We start from the raw sequence: 17735 nt of genomic DNA, 5'->3' as shown, positions 1-17735 counted from the left end.
ATGAACCAACCTGCAGTACACCCGAATAAACCAATCGCTGATGTTTCCAGTAAGCCTAAGACATCTACTATTGCTAATTCGCTGCCCAACCTCCCATTAAAAACCATCTTTGCAATTACCTTTGGTTTTTGTGGGGTTAATATGGCCTTCTCATTACAATCATCACAGATGAGTCGGATTTTCCAAACCATTGGCGCTGATCCGACCAAACTAGGACTCTTCTTCATTCTGCCACCATTGGCTGGATTATTCGTCCAACCACTAGTCGGTAAATACTCTGATCGAACTTGGACGCGTTTTGGTCGTAGAATGCCCTACTTACTATTCAGCGCACCATTAGCGGCGCTGGTCATGGTGTTATTACCAAATGCCGGTTCATTCGGCTTTGGCTACGCTTCAACTGCTGCATTACTATTTGGTGCTATTGCTATTTTATTTATGGATTTATCAAGTAATGTTTGCATGCAACCATTCCGCATGATTATTGGAGATATGGTTAATGAAAATCAGAAGGACAAAGCATGGTCTTGGCAACAAGCTTTCAGTAACCTAGGAGGCGTACTTGCTACTATTCTACCGTTCGTCCTAACTTACTTTGGTGTTGCAAACACGGCGCAAAAAGGCGTTGTCCCTCTTTCTGTAAGAATTGCGTTTTATATTGGTGCCATTATTTTATTAGGCATCTCAGCATATACTATTCATACGGTTAAGGAATATGATCCTGACACGTACGCACTTTATCATCATATCGATCCTGAACAACATAAGCACACCAAGCCTATTTGGCAATTAGTAAAAGAAGCCCCAAAAGCTTTCTGGGAAGTTGCCCTCGTTCAACTATTTGCCTGGATTGGTATTCAATATATGTGGACTTATACTACTGGTGCCATCGCCGAAAACGTTTGGCACACAACTAATGCTGCCTCGGCTGGCTATCAAGCTGCCGGTAATTGGTATGGAATCTTGACCTTCATTCAATCAATGGCCGCCGTTCTATATGGTTTCTTAGTTCTTTCACAGACTAATCCATACAAGCGAAAGTTTTGGTATTGCTTTGGCTTAGCTAGCTTCGCAGTTGGCCTCGTTTGGGTATTCTTCATTCACAACCAGTACCTATTAATTGCCCCATTCTGTTTAATCGGTATCGGCTTCTTTACGGTGCATGTCGAGCCCTTTAATATCTTTACTTCTTCACTAGATGGTGCCAATGAAGGCTCATATATTGGAATTTTTAACGGTACGATTTGCTTGCCACAAATTCTCGCATCCGTTGCCAGCTTTATGGTCTTTAAATTCGTTGGTAATTCGATGCCTGGAATGATGCTTATTGCTGGTATCTCAATGTTCATCGCAGTACTTGCCATTAGTATTATTAAGCAAGACAAGCCTCAAGAAGATTTGTCAGAGAATCCAACTAAATAAAAGTCATTTTACTAAGGAGTGTTTTTTAATATGAGTGCATTACCAAGTTACACACAGAACGGCCAAACGATTACGTTTGCTTTCGCCCAACCATTACAATTAACTATTGTTACGCCGGAAATCATCCGCGTCTTTATTAATCGCGGTGAGCAAGGTGAATCCTATGCAATTGAGGGTCATAAAATTCAGGCGACTGATTTCACTATTGAAAGTGCTGGTGATCATTACATTATCCGGACATCAGCTTTAACGATTCACCTCGATTCCGAACGGCATCTTGATACCTTTGATAAAGATGGCAATGCTTTGATTACCGATTATCGTGGTGAACGCATTCACTTGAAAGGTGTCGACAAAGTCCATGAACGATTAGTTGAGGCAGAAGGCCATTCAGTGACTAAGGCACCTACTAAATCTGATCAAGGTTACTACGAAATCATTAAATCGCTAGCACCTGATGAATATCTTTATGGACTTGGTGACAAGACCGGATATCTGAACAAACGTGGTTTTGCCTATGATAATTGGAACGTTGATAACCCCGCTCCCCAGCTGGAGATCCTACCTAATATTTACAAGTCAATCCCAGTGATGTTGGGGCTAAAAAATGGACATCCTTACGGTATCTTCTTCGACAATACCTACCAGAGCCATTTAGATATGGGTAAGGAAAGCAACCATTACTACTTTTATTCAGCTGTCCAAGGTAACCTCGACTACTACATTATTGGTGGTACCACGTTAAAAGACATTGTCACTAATTACACCTACTTAACTGGTCGAACGCCACTACCTCAAAAGTGGACGCTCGGTTACCAACAATCACGGTGGGGTTACAGTGCTAGTCAAGAAGAAGTGCAAGCAATTGCAGATAACCTTGCAAAGTACGACTTACCATGCGATGCGATTCACTTTGACGTCGATTACATGGATGGTTATCGGGTCTTCACCTGGGACAAGGATAAATACCAGGGTAATCCCAAGAAGTTTATTACCAAGTTGAACCAACAGGGTCTCAAGGTCATCCCGATCATCGATCCCGGTGTTAAACAAGATTCTGACTATCACATTTATGCCGAGGGTCTTAAAAAAGGCTATTTCGTTAAATCTGCTGACGGTGATGTCTATATTAACAAAGTATGGCCAGGTAACGCTGCTTTTCCAGACTTTGGTCGTCCAGAAGTTCGTCAGTGGTGGGCTAACAACGGTAAATTTTTAACTGATTTAGGTGTCGCTGGTATTTGGATCGATATGAACGAACCCGCTACGTTCGAAGGTCCGATTCCAGATGACGCGGTCTTTAATGATCAAGACACGCCTTCAACACATAAGAAGATGCATAACGTTTATGGCCATAATATGGCTAAAGCAACCTATGCTGGACTAAAAGAGCAAACTGGCAACCGACCATTTGTCATCACACGGGCAGCTTACGCCGGAACTCAGAAATACTCGACTGTTTGGACCGGTGACAACCGCAGTATGTGGCCACATATCCAAATGATGATCCCACAACTCTGCAATCTAGGATTAAGTGGCTTTAGTTTTACTGGAACTGACATTGGTGGCTTTGCCTCAGACACGACATCTGAATTACTGACACGGTGGATTGAAGGGGCAATTTTCAGTCCACTGTTACGGAACCATGCAGCATTAGGGACTCGCCAACAAGAACCATGGGCATTTGGCGAGCCAACGTTAAACATTTATCGCAAGTATCTCAAATTGCGTTATCGTCTGATTCCTTATCTATACGATTTATTTGCTAAGGAAACCAAAACTGGCTTACCAATCATGCGTCCCGTTGTCTTAAACTACGATCAGGATCCTCGTGTACGCGACTTGAATGACGAATACATGGTTGGTGACGACATACTAGTTGCCCCCGTTGTTCAAAAATCTCAATTTAAGCGGTTAGTTTATTTACCAGCTGGGAACTGGGTTGATTTTTGGAACGGGGCTGAGTATGCCGGTAATCAGGATATTGTAGTCGATACCCCACTCGATAAACTACCATTATTTGTAAAACAAAACACCATTTTGCCATGGGGACCCGCTGTTAGCCACATTAGCGATGAACCGTTGAAAGCGATGACGTTTAGAGTATTTGGTACTCAAGGGACCTACCAACACTATCAAGATAATGGACGTGACTTTAAGTATCAGTCAGGTGAATGGAACAATTACACAATTACCGTTGATCATAACAAGGTTAATGTGCAACTCACTCATCACGGTTATCAACCAGTTTACCAGCAGATCACAGTTGAATTGTCTGATCATGTTGTTAAACTCACTTACGATAATGACAGTAGCTGTTATCGAGAATAGTAGCTTAATATTTTAATCCTTAACTTTAATAAACACCTTAGGATACCAATCACTCCTAAGGTGTTTATTATTTCAATTACTATTAGATATATTAACGTGCTCTTTTCCTAAATAAACTTGTCAGTAATATCTTAATGTCTATCCAGTCGCTCAAATTAATCCCCTTATTCAAAACATGATCATATAAAATTTGGTAAAAATGTATTTTAGTAGGTGTTTCAAGCATCTCATAACTATTATGTTTTCTATCAATTAAACCCAACTTACCATCGAGCTTAACATGATAACTTATATCATCTAGTGTCATATTAACAGCAATGCCAGCCATTGGAACTTACTCTGAAAACAGTGATACATAAAAGAGGAAATCAACTGATAACAAACTGATTTCCTCTTTTAAACAATTTTAACTATTACAGTAGTGGCTTTTAGTTAACTGCATAGTATTGTGCTTCTGATCGTAATGGATAAGAAATTAATTCAGTCGTATCCAAGTGCTCATGGTTTAAACTGACACTGTTAATTTGACTATTTTCATAAGTTCTATAGTAATAAACTCCCTTGTCCATATCACAACAAGAAGAATAGATTGTATATTCGTACTTTCCGTCAGTAACTTCACATAGCCCTTTTTGTTGTTCTACAGACCCTAGTATATGGAAAAACTGACTAACACTGCCACTCTCTGTCTGCATCGGCAACGAGTTTAATTTAGTAAAAGCGGCTCTGACAAATCTAGACATTGAGGACAAGTCTCCAGGTAATCCTAGTCCGCCCATTCCTCTACTATAACTATCTAAATCCACTTTTTCCGAAAAACTATTTTGGGGTGTGCTATTTGATAAGGCACGATAGTTGTTCAAATTAAATAATTGGTAGTCAAAATTAGGATTGTTTGTTAACACACCTACTGGATTGTCGTAAATTTTTAGTCCTTCTTTAACACTTTCAATAACTATCGATTCCTGTTTATCAGCAACCAACCAATGTAGCGGTGATAATGGTAATTGTTCACTAAAATTAATATTAACCAAGTTTAGTTTTTGTATGTTCTTTTTCACTTCTCTAACACTTGAAAATTGTCCCAATAACCAAGGAATTAATTCAAATGGTGTGATATTAACTTTATCAGCATCATATTTTTTATAATCAGCATAACCTGCAAAATTTAATCCCGCAATACACAAGCCTTTTTCATTCATCGCATCGTAGTAAAGTGGATAGCTTTCTACATCAGCAGTAATTCCAATTATTGCATAATGGTGATCTAAGTTCTCCACCTTACGAAATACTAGTGGATATTTTCTAGGCGTAATCGTAACCATTTCATTGTATGAAATTTCATAATCGAAATTTCTACCGAAGTAATTATTATAAGATTGATAAGTTATGGCAGTACACATAACTAGTAATCCTCCTCGAAAATAATATTTAGATTTGATAAGTCAATAAGCTTACATCTTTTTAGTATAATATCGTTGCTGAAAAAATAAAGCTTTTTTCATAAAATCATCTCTAAAATAATTTAATCTATTCCAAACACTTTAAGAGCCAATAATCAATTGTAACCCTTATAACCGATATAACAATGCTTTTATACCTGCTTATCCTTACCTCGTGATTGCTTCAATAGCCTTTGCAACCCCATCATGTTCATTATCGACAGTTATTTCATCAGCCACTTGCTTCACTTCAGGAATAGCGTTGCCCATCGCTACTCCATGTCCTGCAAACTTAATCATGCTCAAATCATTAGCTTCATCACCAATTGCCATCACGTTGGCAGCAGTCAAACTCAACTTTTCACAGAGTACTTGCAAAGCGTTGCCCTTACTAACACCATTAGCGTTGGCCTCGTAATAAAATGGTGCACTTTTCGTGAAAGTAACCTGCTTTTTCAACGGTTCAAATAGTTTTTGCTGTTTAATGGCAGCGTCTAAAACTTCGGGTTCATCAACGTACATCGATTTAATCAGTTTAATATTCCGCATCTCTTCTGGCGTCCGATATGAGATACCCATTGAAACGAGATTAGCTTCATAGAGTGTATAATCACCAATATTACGGTCGGCCGTATACAGCCGATCCTCAGATACCGCGTGAAAATGCAAGCGTAGCTTGCGTGCTAGGGCTTCCAAGTCAATATAATCTTCATAACTAATCGGTCGTTCATCAATCAGTTCGCCACTAGTTGTGTAGGTTGCAGCACCGCCAAAACAAATAACGTATTGATCATCTTGAGCATCGAGTTCCAACTCCTGCAACAATGCTTTAACACCTGTTAATGGCCGTCCCGTGCAGATAACCACTTTAATCTTCTTTTCCTTCGCCATTTTAATCGCTTGCTTGACTCGCAATGTCACCTGCTTTTTTGAATTAACTAGTGTGCCATCGATATCAATCGCAATCATCTTAATATTTTCCATCATAGCCATCCTCATTCTTTATCGAACACGAAATAGAAACCGAGCAACGCCCCGTTTCTATTTCTTCAATAATTATTTTAATTTCAGATAAGTATTCACAACATTAGTTACATTAAAGCCATACTTATCAAGTACCAAGTCACCAGGTGCCGAAGTTCCGAAGCGATCCACACCGATCTTAGCACCATGATCGCCAGCATACTGATCCCAGCCAAATGTTGATCCAGCTTCAATTGTCACCCTTCTTGTGACCGCGCTCGGAAGCACACTAGCGCGATATTCTGGTGATTGTTGCGCAAACCGATCAAAACTCGGAATTGAAACGACCGCGACATCTTGATTATGCTTTGCTAACTGGGCTTTGGCCTCCAATGCTAAGTTAACTTCAGAACCAGTCGCAATTAGTAAACCATCTGGTATTTCTTTTTGAGCAACGCTGACCATATAGCCACCCTTTTCAACGCCAGCAAAGGCCGTATCAACTGATACAGGTAAAGTCTTCAAGGCTTGTCGACTCAATACCAGAACGGTTGGTTTATCAGTTGTTTTCAGTGCTTGCTCCCACGCAGCTGAAGTCTCATTACCATCAGCTGGCCGAATCACTTGTACGTTCGGCATGCATCGTAAACTAGCTAATTGTTCAATTGGTTCGTGGGTCGGCCCATCCTCGCCGACCGCAATTGAATCATGCGTTAAGACGTAGATAACCGGTGCGTGTTGTAGTGCGGACAACCGGACTGCCGCACGTAAGTAATCAGTGAAGACAAAGAATGTTCCCCCGAATACCCGAGTGCCGCCATGTAATACAATTCCGTTCATCGCAGCCGCCATGCCAAATTCACGTACGCCGAACCAAATATTACGACCATCGTAGGATTCTGGTTGAAAGTCTGATGTTTCCGCAATCATTGTTTTGTTCGAACTCGACAAATCGGCTGCGCCACCCCATAAGCTAGGTATTACTTTGGCAGCAGCGTTAATCGCCTTAGCGCTTGCCGCCCGACTAGCCAATGCATCTGTTAATTGATAGTGTGGTAAAGTAGATTTCAAGTCATCAGAAAATTGTCCGTTGAACGCTTGCTTAAAAGACTGCGCCTGATCTGGATACTTCGCCTCATATTCTTCAAATAGCCGTTTCCATTGCTGCTCAGCACGCGCACCATTTTCCTGAATAGTTACTTCAAACCGGTCTGAAACAGCTGACGGCACTTCAAAATCCGAGTAATTCCAGCCATATACTTTTTCAGCTGCTTTAATGCCATCCGCACCAATTGGGTTACCATGAACAGCATTAGTCCCTTGTTTAGGTGCGCCATAACCAATCACCGTTTTCACTTCAATCAAAGAAGGACGATCAGTTGTCTTTTTTGCAAGTTCGATTGCCGCGTCAATTGCATCAAGATCATTCCCATCTTCAACCACCAGATGCTGCCAGCCATAAGCAGTGAACCTGTCACCAACATTTTCAGTAAACGCTTGCGACGTCTTACCATCTAATGAAATGCCGTTCGAATCGTAAAGTGCAATTAACTTTCCCAGCTTAAGATGCCCAGCTAGTGAACCAGCTTCGTGCGAAATTCCTTCCATTAAGTCGCCATCACCGACAATTGTATAAGTGTAATGATCAACAATTGGAAAATTAGGTCGGTTATATTGGGCAGCTAGATGTGCCTCCGCCATTGCCATTCCAACGGCCATACCGAAGCCTTGTCCCAACGGACCAGTAGTTACTTCAACGCCATCGGTATGTCCATACTCTGGATGCCCCGGAGTCCGACTGTCCCACTGCCGAAAATGCTTGAGATCATCAATCGAAACATCATACCCGGCTAAATGTAACAGGCTATATAACATAGCTGAACCATGCCCCGCAGATAGAATAAATCGATCACGATTGACCCAGTTCATGTGAGTCTTGGGATTAATATTTAAATGCTTCGTCCATAGTACGTAAGCCATTGGTGCAGCTCCCATTGGTAGTCCTGGATGCCCCGAGTTAGCTTTCTGAATCGCTTCAATACTAAGTGTACGAATCGTGTTAACACCTAATTCATCAACTTTATCAAACATTCCACTTACCTCCTAAGCCGTCATTACAACTATTTCTGTGCCGCCTGAAATGCTTTCCAATCCGAAGCAAAACTGGCTAAGCCCTTATCAGTCAGTGGATGAGACCATAATTTACCGAATACTGTGGCCGGAATTGTGGCAATATCAGCACCAGCCAACGCAGCTTCTTGAACATGTTGTGGCCCTCGAACACTGGCAGCGATAATTTCCGTCTTGAATCCATAAGTATCTAAAACTTGGCGCAAATCCTTAACTAGCTGAATTCCACTGCCACCAATATCATCAAGACGTCCTAAGAATGGTGAAATATAAGTAGCACCAGCCTTTGCCGCTAATAAGCCTTGCGAAACTGAGAATACAAGGGTCACATTCGTCTTAATTCCTTCTTCACTCAGCACCTTGACTGCTTTTAAGCCTTCTTCCGTCATCGGAATCTTCACCACAATATTTGAAGCCCACTTAACTTCGTTACGAGCCTGGGCAATCATCTCTTCGGCCTTGGTTGCCGTTACCTCAGCGGACACTGGACCTGATACAATCTGCGTAATTTCTTTGATAACGGTTTCAAAATCACGACCTTCACGTGACACCAACGTTGGATTTGTTGTTACCCCATCTACTAAACCAAGTTCCGCGAAATGTTTAATATCTTCAGTATTCGCAGTATCTAAGAAAAATTTCATGATTAGATTTATCTCCTTTATTATTAGTTTTCATAAATTATTGAAAGTAGTACTCATAATTACTGATTACTTAGTTCCATCAGTCATACGTTTAGCACGCCGGGTAAGAAAAATACTGCAAAGAATCACAATAATTGTAAACAAGATAATTCCTGTAATAACTGCTACACTTCCGTAACTCCCTAATTTTCCTAACAAGATTCCTGGAACCAAATAGTCGGTATCTGCAAACGTTGAAGCTGCTAATTTCAAGCTTCCCAAAACCGGTAAAATAAACAATGGCAACCAACTAATCAACAAACTATTTACTGTAGCGCCAATGATTGCACCACGCCGACCACCAGTAGAATTACCATAAATTGCTGCAGCAGCACCACAGAAGAAGTGCCCCACTACACCTGGAATAATAACAGTAGTTCCTAGCGCAATCATGATAAACATACTTAGCGTCCCAACAATGAAACTGACAAAGAATCCTAATAAAACTGCATTTGGTGCGTATGGGAAAATAATTGGAACGTCTAATGCAGGCTTAGAATTAGGAACCAACTTGGTCGCAATACCTTGAAAAGCTGGCACAATTTCGGCCAAAATCATCCGAACACCTTGTAAAACAACCACGAAACCGGCAGCAAATGTTCCTGCTTGTACTAATGCATAAACAATATAATTAGTCCCACCACTCAATTTCGATTCAATGTAAGCTGGACCTGTCACAATCGCCAAAATAATGTAGACAATACCCATCAAAATCGTAATTGAAACTGTCGAATCACGCAGAAAGCCCAAACTCTTAGGGATTTCTAGATCCTCTGTAGACTTTTCTGCATTACCAAACCATTTACCCATCAATCCTGAGAGCGCATAGCCAATGTTACCCGTGTGTCCCATAGCAACATCATCGCCACCCGTGATTTTACGCATAAATGGTTGTGTCAATGCTGGTGTTACCGTTAATAATGTCCCTTCAAATAGACCACCAAGTACAATCGTTTGCCAACCCGTGCCAATGTTAGCGTTTACCAATATAACTGCAGTTAAACAAGAAACATATAACATTGCTTGCCCTGTCAAGAAGATATACTTAAAGCGAGTAAAACGAGCTAATAAAATATTAACAATCATCCCAACTAACATAATTAGTGCTGTTGTTGAGCCGTATTTAACCAGGGCAATTGCAACAACTGCTTCATTACTAGGAACAACTCCTTGCACATGTAACGCAAACTTAAACATGGAAGCAAAGGGTGACAATGCATTTTGAAGAATTCCGGCACCACCAGTTAAGACTAAGAAACCGGCAAAGGTCTTAATAGTTCCTTGAACAACTTCCGTACTTTTCTTTTTTTGAAGTAGTAGCCCTAACATCGCAATTAGCGCTACTAAAATAGACGGTTGGGTCACAATACCAACAAATAAGTTCAAAACAGTCTTCATGTGATTCTCCTCCTTTTCAGCGGCTAATCATATTCAATATTTTCTTGATCCAAAATTGTATTGACATGGTTCCGGACTTCTTGCTTATCAATCAAGCTTTTTAGTAACACAACCTTATTCTCAGGAATACTTCCTAATGCACTTTGAAGCGTTGATTCAACAAAGAAGTAATCTGCTGAATCAGCGCCAACGCTCCCAACATCAGAATGATCCACTTGGATATCTTCTTTAACATTCTCGTCCTTTAAAATACTCTGAATGTTCATCTGAACCATAAAACTACTTCCCAGACCACTTTGACATACAGCTAAAAATTTCATAATAGTACCCTCCTATTTTTGTAATTCTTGCTCATGTGCAATAACTTCTAAAATATCAACTTCACTAGTTGCATTTAACATAGCTGTCACCGCCGACTCATCGGTTAATAACTCCATTAACTCTTTAATAACGGCTAAATGGCTGTTATTATCTACCGCGGCCAATACGAACCATAAATTGATGGGGTGTTCATCATTGACTAGACTAATACTATGATTTGTTTTTAAGATAGATAATCCGATTTCATGGACGTTACCCGCTGGTCTAGAATGTGCGAGTGCGATTTGTGGTCCGATATTGATGTACGGGCCTTCTGATTCCACCACATTGAGCATTTCCTTGATGTATCCATCTTCAATCGTCTTATTATTAATCAATGGTTCCGCAGCTAATTCAATTGCTTGCTTCCAATCTAGCCCTGTGCCTTCTGATACTTGCACAGTCTGTTTATTCAATAAATCCAACAGCATTTTTATTCATCCTCCTTTCTTGATATCGCTATTTATCTGACAATGACCAGTATAAACTTGAATAATAGCGCCACAAGTGCAACAATGTTTTTGAGAATAGTGCAACTTTGGCACTTTGGTACCTTAATGCTTTAATTTTTTAGTAGACTTAATACAGGGAGGATACTGAATTGCGTGTAAATTTCAGCAAACGAAAACATGGTAATGAATTATTAGAAATTCTATTAACGTCATCGGGCTACACCACAGCTAACTTCTTACAACAACATCTACATATCTCACGTCGTAGCCTATTCTATCTAATAAATAAAGTAAACGATGAGCTTGATCAGCATGCAGAATTTCCGATTACTAATGTTAAAAAACTAGGATATTACCTTCCAACTGACACGATCAAATTTCTGCATAAAATGACAGAAAAAGAAACTTCTAGCAAGATCATGACCAACAATGCTAAGCAACGCCAACTACTAATTGCATTTAGTATCCTCAACACTAGTGGTTGCTCGTTAGCGGACCTAACTTACCAATTTAATATTTCTAAGAACACAGTTATTAGAGATATCAAAGTACTACACTCACAACTAGCGCTATATCATTTACAAATCACCAATACAGAATCCGGTAAAATAATCACGGGTTCCCCGACAGCAGTTCGCAAATGGGTGTACGATCATGCTACTCAACTGAAGACACTCATTGAACAAACTAGGCGGGCTACCATTAAGCCCACTACCATAAACGACCAGATTAAACTCTTTGAAAGAATAACTGGAAAATATTTAACCGACGATGCAAGTATCACAATTCGACTATTTTTATATTGGTACTTAACTAACATTAGAGACTGTAATAACCAACTAAGTGATGTTATATCCGCACAAACTGACTTAACACTGGATCACATTTGGGCTAAAAGTTTTTTGAACGATTATCATATCGATAACTCTAATGAGGTTGACTACTTAGTCAAGTTGATCAATTCTAGTCAATTTGCTCATGTCAATTGGAATGACGACTTGATTCAAAAGTTAAAACCATTCTCAGTTCGAATGATTTCTAGTTTTAACCACCTCTCCGGCGCACATGTTTCAATCAAGTCGATTAGTGACAGTTTAACGGTTCACTTGCTTTCAACCTACTATCGTGCTCAATATAATATGCCATTTGAATACCCTGACTTAAAAAGTATTCAACAGCATTATCACCACACTTTTGAAATCACTCGTAAAGTTGTCGTACCATTTGAACAATATATTCATCACACACTTTCTGATGATGAAATCGCATTAATTGCCATTTACTTTGGTGGTGCTATTCGTGAGCAAAAAACAAGCACCCCAACACAAAATGAAGTACTTGTCGTTTGTTCTAGTGGCATCGGTACCAGTCGTCTATTACTTCAACAACTAGAAAGCCGTTACCGCGGTATTCATTTTTCTAGTCCAATGAATGTGCTTCAATACGAAAATTCAGATCTAAGTAATGTTCAGCTTGTCATCAGTACAATCAAATTGAACACCCAGCGCAACATACCAATAACTACCGTATCTGCTTTTCCTTCCGAGTTGGAGTGGAAGATCATCGATAATGCTATTATTAAGGCTGGGTTGGCAACTTCTGACACACTCAAGTTATTTAATGTGGATACACTATTGGATATTGTAGGCAACTACGCTATGATAAGAAATCCTATGGGTCTGAAACTCGCACTCAACGACTATTTGACCCAGCTAACTCAGGAACCACTATTAGCCGCACCCCAAGAAAATTTATCAGAATTAATCAAACTACTGCCGCCAGAACATGTTGGTTTTCTAAATCATCAAAAATCTTGGAAGCAGGCGGTGCGTACAGCACTGTCCCCCCTACTTGAAGACTATAGTGTTGAAAAAAATTATATCGATCAGATCATTCATTTAACTGAAAGTAACGGACCATACATGGTTATTGGGTCAGGCGTTATGTTGGCGCACGCTGCTCCACGTGATGGCGTTAATAATCTCGGTGCTACTTTCTTTTTACTTGATAAGCCGCTACCTGTTATGACAAATCAAAAAATGGTCCATGTAATTATTGGTCTAGCCCCCATAGATTACGAGAAGCATCTATCATTTATCAGTGACTTGATGACACAATTACAACAAAAGGATTGGTTAACTAATCTGTATCATTTGAATAATAAAAGGGACTTATTCAGATATTTGTATAAAGATAACTAGCTCGTCTTCATTTCATTTATTAATGTATCTAAAAGCAGAAGCCAAGAAACGAAAGTTGCTATCTTGGCCTCTGCTTTTAGAGTTAAAAAGGATTTTTTATTATTAAATAATGCGCTCTTTCCAGTCTAATCTCATTTACTTACTGAACTATTCCAACGATATCATTCGGGGTCTTAGCTTGATATTTCGCATTATTAAAATCGACATTCGGTAATGCTCCCCATTTAGCAACTACAAAATCAACGCCTGCATTCTTTGAAGCCTGCATATCAAAGATACTATCACCAACATACAACGTCCTTTCACGTGCTAAGTTAAATCTCTCTAATGTGTAGGTAATCGGCTCTCCGCTTGGCTTTGGATTTTTAGTTAAATCAGCAGTAGTCACAATTGGCATCTTTGCGATAATCGGAAAATGACTGACTTCTTTATCAAATTGAACACGATCCTTAGATGTAACCACTCCCACTGTGAGATTCATTGCCAATAAATCATCTAACATTTGTTCAACTCCCACAAAATACGTTAGTTCATTCATATTCTCGTTAAATTCAATTAGATATCTGGCTAATACATTCTGCCAATTTTGAACACCAAATTCTCTCAGGATCATCTCACCGGGCTGGCCAATTCTCTTACGATATTCTTCAATTGGCATATCAACACCCTCGCGAACTGCCCCCTCCTTCAATAACTTAGCAATTAAGTCCGCTGAATTAATCAAGGTATTATCAATATCGAACAAGATATTTTGATACTTCATAAAGAACCCCTCCTGCTCCCAAAAAAGAGCACCAAGACAAATATCTCAGCGCTCTAAATTAAGGAGGTTATAATTTTAATATTCTGTCATTCAACTACAATTAGTTTAGTCTGCTAAATCTGGATCATCAGGATTAGAGGCAATCATAACTTTGAGCTCTTTACCGGCCATCATTGCATCAAAAGCGTCACGCCAGTGTTCAAGATCAAAGACCTTCGTAATCATTGCATCTTGGTTAATAGCACCCTTGCTTTCAAGATGTAAAGCAATCGCCCAATCATACGGATTTTGTGACCGTGAGCCACGATACGTAATTTCATGCTGAATAATTGAACGTTCATCTAATTCATTCATCGGCTTTGCAAAAAGACCAACCTGTTGGAAAGTTCCACCCTTACGGATCAATGGTAATGCAGAGTTAACCGCTGGCGTTGCACCTGAACAGTCATAAACCTTGGTAACGCCAACGCCATCTGTCGCATCCATCACGACCTTGGCCAAGTCTTCTTTTTGGGTATCTACAATAATGTCAGCACCTAACTCTTTAGCAATTTGTAAACGATCAGCATCCTTAGTGATCCCAGAAACAATAACAAAGGCACCAATTTCTTTGGCAATCTGCAATGAGAGTAGCCCCATTGGTCCTGGTCCCATAATTAATAAAGTGTCATGTAACGTGAATGGTGTCTTTTGATACATAGCATGAACACAAGATGCTAAAGGTTCCGACATTGCAGCCATCTTGTAGGAAACGTTATCTGGTAAAATGTGAGCACTTTCCTCACGAGTTAGAACATAATTTGCCATTGAACCATTAGCTTTAGTTCCGATTCCTACACGGTTAGGACATAAATTATATTCTTTATCTTGGCAGTAAACACATGTGCCATCCGTTGCAAAAGTCGTTTCACTAGTCACCCGATCGCCAGGCTTTAGCGTTTTAACATCTGGTCCCACTTCAACAACTTCACCTGAAAATTCATGGCCCAAAACAAGTGGTGTCACCGCATTGGCATACTGACCCTTAAATGTATGAATATCAGTACCGCAGATCCCAGTGTAGGCCACTTTTAATAAAACTTTGTCTCCTGTTACTTCAGGGATTGGAATTTGCTTCAGTTCCATATTGTCGTAACCAGATTCCGTCTTAACGACAGCCTCCATAGTTTTAGCGCCCTTTAATTCGTCAGTTTTAGTTGTTTTTACAGTATCCATAATCCATTTTCCTTTCTACGGATAATCCTTTAATTAAATAATGGTTGTACTAACTGTGATAGTTTCAAAATTAACCAGTTCAAGATGTTACCACCCGTATCCAAGTTAGTGACCTCTGATGCGCCCTTTGGAAAGGCAACAATACCGTGCATCATTGATGTCAACGTTGGCCCAAAGTCAGTTGCCATCAACAATGCAAATACCATTACGATAGTAGCAGAGAGTACAGAGTGGACGATATTTCCTTTACGACTAGGAACAATCAAAGCAGCAAAGAACGGAATTGTTGCTAAATCACCGAATGGCAATACCCGGTTACCAGGTAAAATAATGGCTAAGAATAACGTAATTGGTACCATTAATAGTCCAGTTGCCAAAGTAGCTGGTGACCCGGTTGAAAGAGCAGCATCCATCCCTAAGTAAATCTTCCGGTTCCCGTACTTCTCTTGAAGTAACTTTTGGGCACCTTCTTGAATTGGAATTAACCCTTCCATTAAGATCTTAACCATACGCGGCATTAAGAACATCACACCACCCATGGACATTCCAAGCTTCAAAATGTTCGGTACGCTGTAACCACCTAAGGCTGCTAGTAACATCCCAATGACAATCCCCATGACCATGGGTTCACCAAAGACCCCAAACCGTTTTTGAATTGTTTGTGGATCCACATCCCATTTTCTGATTCCAGGAATTTTGCTGACAACCCATCCAATTGGAATACCAAGTAGGCCATAAGCCGCAGCAGAACCAGTTGGAAAGCTAATGCCATCCAAGCCATAAAACTCAGCGACTTTTGGTGCAGTTTTATCAGCAATAATTAAGACAGCGATTTCATAGATAATCCCGCAAAGAATTGCAAACCACCAGTTTTTCGTCACCACATAAGCCGTAGCCGCGGCCGCAATCATATGCCAGTAATTCCAAATATCGATATCAAGTGTTTTAGTAAGATTTAACAAAATTAAGCCAACGTTAACGACTAAAATAATTGGAATCATGATAGCTGAGATCGGCTGTGCCCATGTCCCAGCAGAAACGGCAGGCCATCCAGCATCAATAATCGTTAAATGAAACCCAAACCGTTTAACCATCGCCTGCGCAGCAGGACCAACACTAGTTGTCAACAAATTGATGACTAGGTTAATCCCAATCATACCGATACCAACAGTAATCCCAGATGTGAGTGCCTTACCCGGTTTAACCCTAAAGATTAACCCAACAATAAAGATAATAATGGGAAGCATAACGCTGGGGCCGACATTAATGATGCTTTGTACAACATCAGATAATACTTTCATAATGCATCCTCCTGCTTAAAACCCTAGCTCTTAATTATTGTGCTTGAATTTCGCGTGCTTTAGTCAAGATTTCATCCTGCAATTTATCAACACCAAGACCAGTTAAAAAGCCCATTGCTTTAATCGCTGGAATCTTATATTCAGTTGGTAGTACAGTTGTTGAAATCAACATATCCGCGTCATCCTGCTTAGAAGCAGCTTCAGCAATCTTAATTTGAATCAAATTAGCGTCAATATTATTTTCGGCAAACAAATCTTCAACTTTTTTCATAACAACCGTTGAAGTGGCAATTCCGGCACCGCAAGCTACTAATACATTTAATTTTTTCATAATAATCTCTCCTCGTATTTCTTCTATTTATCTTTTATTTGCTTAACAACTGATGAATTTGGTTAAAGCTCTCGGCATTTTCCAATGAATTTATTAATGAATCATCTTGAATAATTTCCATTAATGCTTGCAGCATCTCTAACTGAGCATGTGGTTTATTAAGACCAAGCACAAAAACTAATTTTGCATCAACCTTTTGCTCTGGATCATCCATCCGACTAAAAGCAATTGGAGCATCATTAACAACCACGGCAACAAATTCTTTGTTGATTGTATCCGCGTCAGTATGTGGAATTGCAACACCTCGATGTTCCAGTTGCAAGCCAGTTGGAAAAGTTGATTCTCGCTTGATTATTTTCGGTAAAAATTGATCAGTTACAAACCCATTTTCCTGTGCCTTCGCGTTAATCGCTGTAAATAATTCCTTCGACGTTTTAAAAGAGGTGTGTAGAAAAATAAGTTGGTCTCTCAAATAATCACTTACTTCAACAAGGTTCTCACTCAAAATAAGTCGCTCCCTTCGTATTTATATAAATGTAATCGCTTTCAACAGTTCAAATTGTATCATTTTGCAAATCTTTTGCAATACTTTTCTTTAAAAACTTTTTAAAGTGCTCTTTGCAAGCGATACTTTGCAAGGCAATTTACATAAAAAACACCAAATTATTATATTCACAAAGTTTATATAATCAGTATGTTAAGCGCTTACAAATCTGGGACAAAATTAATTATTTAATTCACTT

General features: G+C 39.7%; 16 protein-coding genes. 3 read left to right on the top strand and 13 right to left on the bottom strand.

Annotated features, from left to right (window positions below; translation table 11 throughout):
* Complete coding sequence (locus MZO41_RS04490) at nt 1-1422, top strand: SLC45 family MFS transporter (protein ID WP_013356045.1); 1422 nt, start codon at nt 1-3, stop codon at nt 1420-1422.
* Nucleotides 1423-1452: 30 nt separating this feature from the next.
* Nucleotides 1453-3753 carry a glycoside hydrolase family 31 protein gene (locus tag MZO41_RS04485; protein ID WP_013356046.1) on the top strand — a complete coding sequence of 767 codons (2301 nt, stop codon included), beginning with the start codon at nt 1453-1455 and terminating at the stop codon, nt 3751-3753.
* Nucleotides 3754-3844: 91 nt separating this feature from the next.
* Here the strand turns inward: MZO41_RS04485 and MZO41_RS04480 are convergent, their stop codons facing one another.
* From MZO41_RS04480 to MZO41_RS04445, 8 genes are all read right to left on the bottom strand, one after another.
* A complete protein-coding gene (locus tag MZO41_RS04480) occupies nt 3845-4081 on the bottom strand; it encodes a hypothetical protein (RefSeq protein WP_021356830.1) in 237 nt (78 codons plus the stop codon).
* 100 nt (nt 4082-4181) lie between these two features.
* Nucleotides 4182-5156 (bottom strand): choloylglycine hydrolase, encoded by a 975-nt coding sequence (gene bsh, locus MZO41_RS04475; RefSeq protein ID WP_013356047.1) that lies wholly within the window; start codon nt 5154-5156, stop codon nt 4182-4184.
* Nucleotides 5157-5363: 207 nt separating this feature from the next.
* Nucleotides 5364-6179, bottom strand: a complete 816-nt coding sequence (gene yidA / locus MZO41_RS04470) for a sugar-phosphatase (RefSeq protein ID WP_072533869.1) — start codon at nt 6177-6179, stop codon at nt 5364-5366.
* Between the two features lie 72 nt (nt 6180-6251).
* On the bottom strand, nt 6252-8249 hold the full coding sequence (gene tkt / locus MZO41_RS04465; protein WP_252129646.1) for a transketolase: 1998 nt from the start codon (nt 8247-8249) through the stop codon (nt 6252-6254).
* Between the two features lie 29 nt (nt 8250-8278).
* On the bottom strand, nt 8279-8932 hold the full coding sequence (gene fsa / locus MZO41_RS04460; RefSeq protein WP_003642901.1) for a fructose-6-phosphate aldolase: 654 nt from the start codon (nt 8930-8932) through the stop codon (nt 8279-8281).
* A gap of 66 nt (nt 8933-8998) precedes the next feature.
* Nucleotides 8999-10369, bottom strand: a complete 1371-nt coding sequence (ulaA, locus tag MZO41_RS04455; protein ID WP_013356050.1) for a PTS ascorbate transporter subunit IIC — start codon at nt 10367-10369, stop codon at nt 8999-9001.
* 23 nt (nt 10370-10392) lie between these two features.
* Nucleotides 10393-10689 carry a PTS sugar transporter subunit IIB gene (locus MZO41_RS04450; protein WP_013356051.1) on the bottom strand — a complete coding sequence of 99 codons (297 nt, stop codon included), beginning with the start codon at nt 10687-10689 and terminating at the stop codon, nt 10393-10395.
* A gap of 12 nt (nt 10690-10701) precedes the next feature.
* Complete coding sequence (locus MZO41_RS04445; RefSeq protein ID WP_003646203.1) at nt 10702-11160, bottom strand: PTS sugar transporter subunit IIA; 459 nt, start codon at nt 11158-11160, stop codon at nt 10702-10704.
* 170 nt (nt 11161-11330) lie between these two features.
* On the opposite strand from MZO41_RS04445, the gene MZO41_RS04440 reads away from it, so the two are divergent.
* A complete protein-coding gene (locus MZO41_RS04440; protein WP_003642905.1) occupies nt 11331-13382 on the top strand; it encodes a BglG family transcription antiterminator in 2052 nt (683 codons plus the stop codon).
* A gap of 139 nt (nt 13383-13521) precedes the next feature.
* On the opposite strand, the gene MZO41_RS04435 is transcribed toward MZO41_RS04440, so the two are convergent.
* From MZO41_RS04435 to MZO41_RS04415, 5 genes are all read right to left on the bottom strand, one after another.
* Entirely contained in the window at nt 13522-14145 is a 624-nt protein-coding gene (locus MZO41_RS04435) for an HAD family hydrolase (protein WP_003642906.1), read from the bottom strand.
* A 105-nt stretch (nt 14146-14250) separates the two neighbouring features.
* Nucleotides 14251-15360, bottom strand: coding sequence for a zinc-binding dehydrogenase (locus MZO41_RS04430; protein ID WP_003642907.1), 1110 nt, complete (start codon nt 15358-15360; stop codon nt 14251-14253).
* A gap of 29 nt (nt 15361-15389) precedes the next feature.
* Nucleotides 15390-16661: a PTS galactitol transporter subunit IIC gene (locus tag MZO41_RS04425; protein WP_003642908.1), complete on the bottom strand. Its 1272-nt coding sequence runs from the start codon at nt 16659-16661 to the stop codon at nt 15390-15392.
* 34 nt (nt 16662-16695) lie between these two features.
* Entirely contained in the window at nt 16696-16992 is a 297-nt protein-coding gene (locus tag MZO41_RS04420) for a PTS sugar transporter subunit IIB (RefSeq protein WP_003642909.1), read from the bottom strand.
* A gap of 34 nt (nt 16993-17026) precedes the next feature.
* On the bottom strand, nt 17027-17497 hold the full coding sequence (locus MZO41_RS04415) for a PTS sugar transporter subunit IIA (RefSeq protein ID WP_013356052.1): 471 nt from the start codon (nt 17495-17497) through the stop codon (nt 17027-17029).
* Nucleotides 17498-17735: the final 238 nt, after the last annotated feature.

Origin of the sequence: Lactiplantibacillus sp. C232 (assembly GCF_023806725.1) — a bacterium.
Taxonomy (GTDB): domain Bacteria; phylum Bacillota; class Bacilli; order Lactobacillales; family Lactobacillaceae; genus Lactiplantibacillus; species Lactiplantibacillus plantarum.
The sequence above is the reverse complement of the archived record's forward strand: the minus strand, read 5'-3'. Positions and strand labels throughout refer to the sequence as shown.